General features: G+C 35.6%; 4 protein-coding genes. All 4 read left to right on the top strand.

Annotated elements, in window-relative coordinates:
- Positions 1 to 428 precede the first annotated feature (428 nt).
- A complete protein-coding gene (locus tag ACFXN8_RS25985) occupies positions 429 to 818 on the top strand; it encodes a GntR family transcriptional regulator (protein ID WP_386848271.1) in 390 nt (129 codons plus the stop codon).
- Positions 815 to 1,504: an ABC transporter ATP-binding protein gene (locus ACFXN8_RS25980; RefSeq protein WP_386848270.1), complete on the top strand. Its 690-nt coding sequence runs from the start codon at positions 815 to 817 to the stop codon at positions 1,502 to 1,504. The genes ACFXN8_RS25985 and ACFXN8_RS25980 overlap by 4 nt, the downstream gene beginning before the upstream one ends.
- A complete protein-coding gene (locus tag ACFXN8_RS25975) occupies positions 1,501 to 2,337 on the top strand; it encodes a hypothetical protein (RefSeq protein ID WP_376078714.1) in 837 nt (278 codons plus the stop codon). Before ACFXN8_RS25980 ends, ACFXN8_RS25975 begins: the two co-directional genes overlap by 4 nt.
- A gap of 12 nt (positions 2,338 to 2,349) precedes the next feature.
- Positions 2,350 to 3,182, top strand: an 833-nt coding sequence (locus ACFXN8_RS25970; RefSeq protein ID WP_386848269.1) for a hypothetical protein, incomplete at its 3' end; no start/stop codon positions are given.

Here is a 3,182-nt window from a genome sequence, read left to right as displayed (position 1 = left end):
CGGACGTATTTTTCTTCTAAACTTAATTCACGATCTAAAGGGCGACCTGAAGCATGTTTTCTGGCATCTTCTAAACCTGATAGCCCATGCTCTTTTTTACTTCAATCAGGAGTAGAGCCTTTTTCCACTCAAACTTTCATGGCAGATAGGTATAAAAACTGGTTGTCTTTTTAAACATAGAGAAATATTTCCATGGATTTGGTTGACATAAAAAGTGTATTAAGCCTATAATACATTACGAAGGGTGTATTGTGTGCTTAATACACTTTTACATTTTTTTAAGAACGGTGTATTAAGGTGTTGATACACCAAGACCGATTAGCTTAAAATAAATCGGGTGCTTCTTTAAAGTACTTTGCCCACCATTATGCACAAACTGTATTAAGTGATTAATACACGAAAATATGATTTTCTGGGAGTTGAGTTAATTGACTGTAAAGTTTAATAATCGGGATCCAGTGTATGTCCAAGTTATCCGGCATTTTAAAGAGCAAATCGCCAAGGGGTATTTTGAACCTGGTCAGGAGATTCCATCAAGAAGAGAACTAGCCAACCGGCTGAAGATTAACCCAAATACCGCACAACGAGCTTATAAGGAAATGGAGGAACAAGGATTGATTTTTACTGAGGGGAATATGCCGAGCTGCATTACTAAAGATGAAGCGGTCCTTAAAAGTGTCCGTGAGGAATTGATTATCGATGCGGTTGACTTATTTTTAGGTTCTATTAAATCCATCGATGTGCCGTTATCCGAAGTGTTGGAACTAGTGAAGAAAAAGCATGATGCCGATAGCGGAGAAGCGGAGGGATCGAAATGATCGAAGTAAAAAATGTCGAGAAAAAATACGGCAGGAAACAGGTATTAAAAGGTCTTTCATTTACTGCTGAAAAAGGGGAAATTACTTGTTTAATTGGGATAAACGGAGTAGGAAAGACGACAATCATGAAAGCTATAATGGCGCTCACGCCTATTAATAGCGGTGAAATTTTGATTGATGGGGAAAAAATCCGGAAAGAAAGCTTTGAAAGAGTTACCTTTATTCCAGATACGATTACGATGTTACCGCAAATGAAAATTTGTGATGCCTTTGCGTTCATGGCGGATTTTTATAAAAACTGGGATCCTCAAAGGGCAGAAAAGTTGTTGCAATTTTTTAAACTAGACCCTACTGAACGAATTGCCAATTTATCAAAGGGGAATATGGCTAAAGTCAATATGATATTAGGTTTGGCACTGGATGTGGATTACTTACTGATGGATGAACCATTCTCTGGTATTGATATTTTCTCCCGTGAACAGATTGCCGAAGTGTTTACAAGCCATTTAATTGAAGATCGTGGTGTGATTCTCACAACCCATGAAATTAGTGATATTGAACACTTGATTGATAGAGCAGTGCTTATTGATAACGGTGAAGTATTAAAGGAATTTAGCGTAGAGGAAGTGCGTGAAAAGGAAGGGAAATCAGTAGTTGATGTCATGAGAGAGGTGTATCGTGGATGAAAAACTATTTAAAACTTCTTAATTTCGAAGTAAATCGATTTTTCAAACTGTACCTAACCTTAATAGGATTGATAATTTCCAGTCAGTTCATTGGGGCGATTGTCGTGTCAAAAGCATATATGAATGACGCAGATCAGGTGATGTATAAAAATCAACTATCAATGGGCCAATATATTAAGGGATACGGGGTTTTTCCTTTTCATCGTTTCATTGAGTCTGGTTGGTTTCTGATGCCAATCTTTTTTAGCATCGCCATATTGATGATTTATGTTTTCTTTATTTGGTATCGAGATTGGTTTGGAAAAAACACGTTTATTTACAGATTATTAATGTTGCCAACTGAAAGAATTACTATTTATTTCGCAAAATTGACGACTATTATGGTTTTTGTACTTGGATTAGTTACCTTGCAAATATTGTTAATCCCGATCGAAATGCAAATTGTTAATAGTATGATACCAACAGATTTACAATCGCATTTTTCATTTTATGATAATTTTGGTAATTATAGTTTAGAAATGTGGGGCTGGCTGTATCCGAATACCTTTACAGAATTTATCCTGATTTATGGAGTCGGGCTAATCTTTGTAGCAGTTCTATTCACGGCCATTTTAATTGAACGAAGTTACGGTTTAAAAGGTATTTTTTTCGCAATCGTTTATGGAATGCTTTCGTTCGGAGTCTTTTTTGCGCCAATCTTCTTGAATGAATTTTCTAGTGGCTATTTTTACTCACTTGAAGTCTTTCTAATGGTACTAGTAATGAGCATCATCGTATTAGGGAGTGCCATTTGGATCGCGAATCATTTGTTAAAATATAAAATCAGGGTCTAAAGGGGAATGACTATGAAAAAATATTGGAAAACGATATTGATTAGTTTAATCATCGTGACGACAATCGGTTCTTACTATATTCAACAGGCAATGGCAAAGGGTGTATCCTTTAAAATTGAAACTACTAGCGGAAATAAGGGAGAAATCGACAATCTTATCCTTCAAGCGAGTTATCATAGTGGTGATATTTATCGTAGGTTGCATATATCAAAAGATGGTTCGACTAATCAGAGCGGGTCTTTTATTGGAGAGTTGAAAGGACGAAATATACCTTTGATGTTTCAAAAGTATATTCAAGAACACCGTCATTTTATGCGTGGAAAAGAATTTAATCCTGGTCAGTATTTTGAAGACGAAGACCGTCTGATTTACGTAATTTTACCAAATGGTGGTCAAAAAGAGCGCCGAGAGAATCTTTTAACTATTCAAATCGATATACTTGATAAACATACAAATGAAAGTGCGTCATTTGAAATCAATGCGCCAGTCCAAGTAAGCTATGACTGGATCAATGAGGAAGATGTCTATGTAGAAAATGGAAAAATAAAAATATTAGCAACAAGCCATCTCAATGGTGAGGAAGAGTTGCACATATATACGGTTGATGAAAACAAAAAGGAATTAGAACATGACTCGATACTTGCAAAAATAGAGTCAGAAGAGATAGGACAGGCCAGCATTCGTATATTTAATGAATATAATAAAGTACAAAATGAAAATTATTTCTTATATATGATTGAAAAATACAAGCATCTAGAAGATGATGAGCGTGAAACGATCTCTAGCAAAATGTATCTTTATAACAATCGTAATAATGAAGTGAAGGAATGGACAATTCCAGCCGA

The sequence above is a fragment of the Lysinibacillus sp. NPDC059133 genome (genome assembly GCF_042755925.1).
Taxonomy (GTDB): Bacteria; Bacillota; Bacilli; order Bacillales_A; family Planococcaceae; genus Lysinibacillus.
The sequence above is the reverse complement of the archived record's forward strand: the minus strand, read 5'-3'. Positions and strand labels throughout refer to the sequence as shown.

Bases quoted from the DNA above. Each gene is read 5' to 3' on its own strand.
- ACFXN8_RS25980 (WP_386848270.1), top strand. From the start codon at position 815: ATGATCGAAGTAAAAAATGTCGAGAAAAAATACGGCAGGAAACAGGTA.
- ACFXN8_RS25975 (WP_376078714.1), top strand. From the start codon at position 1,501: ATGAAAAACTATTTAAAACTTCTTAATTTCGAAGTAAATCGATTTTTC.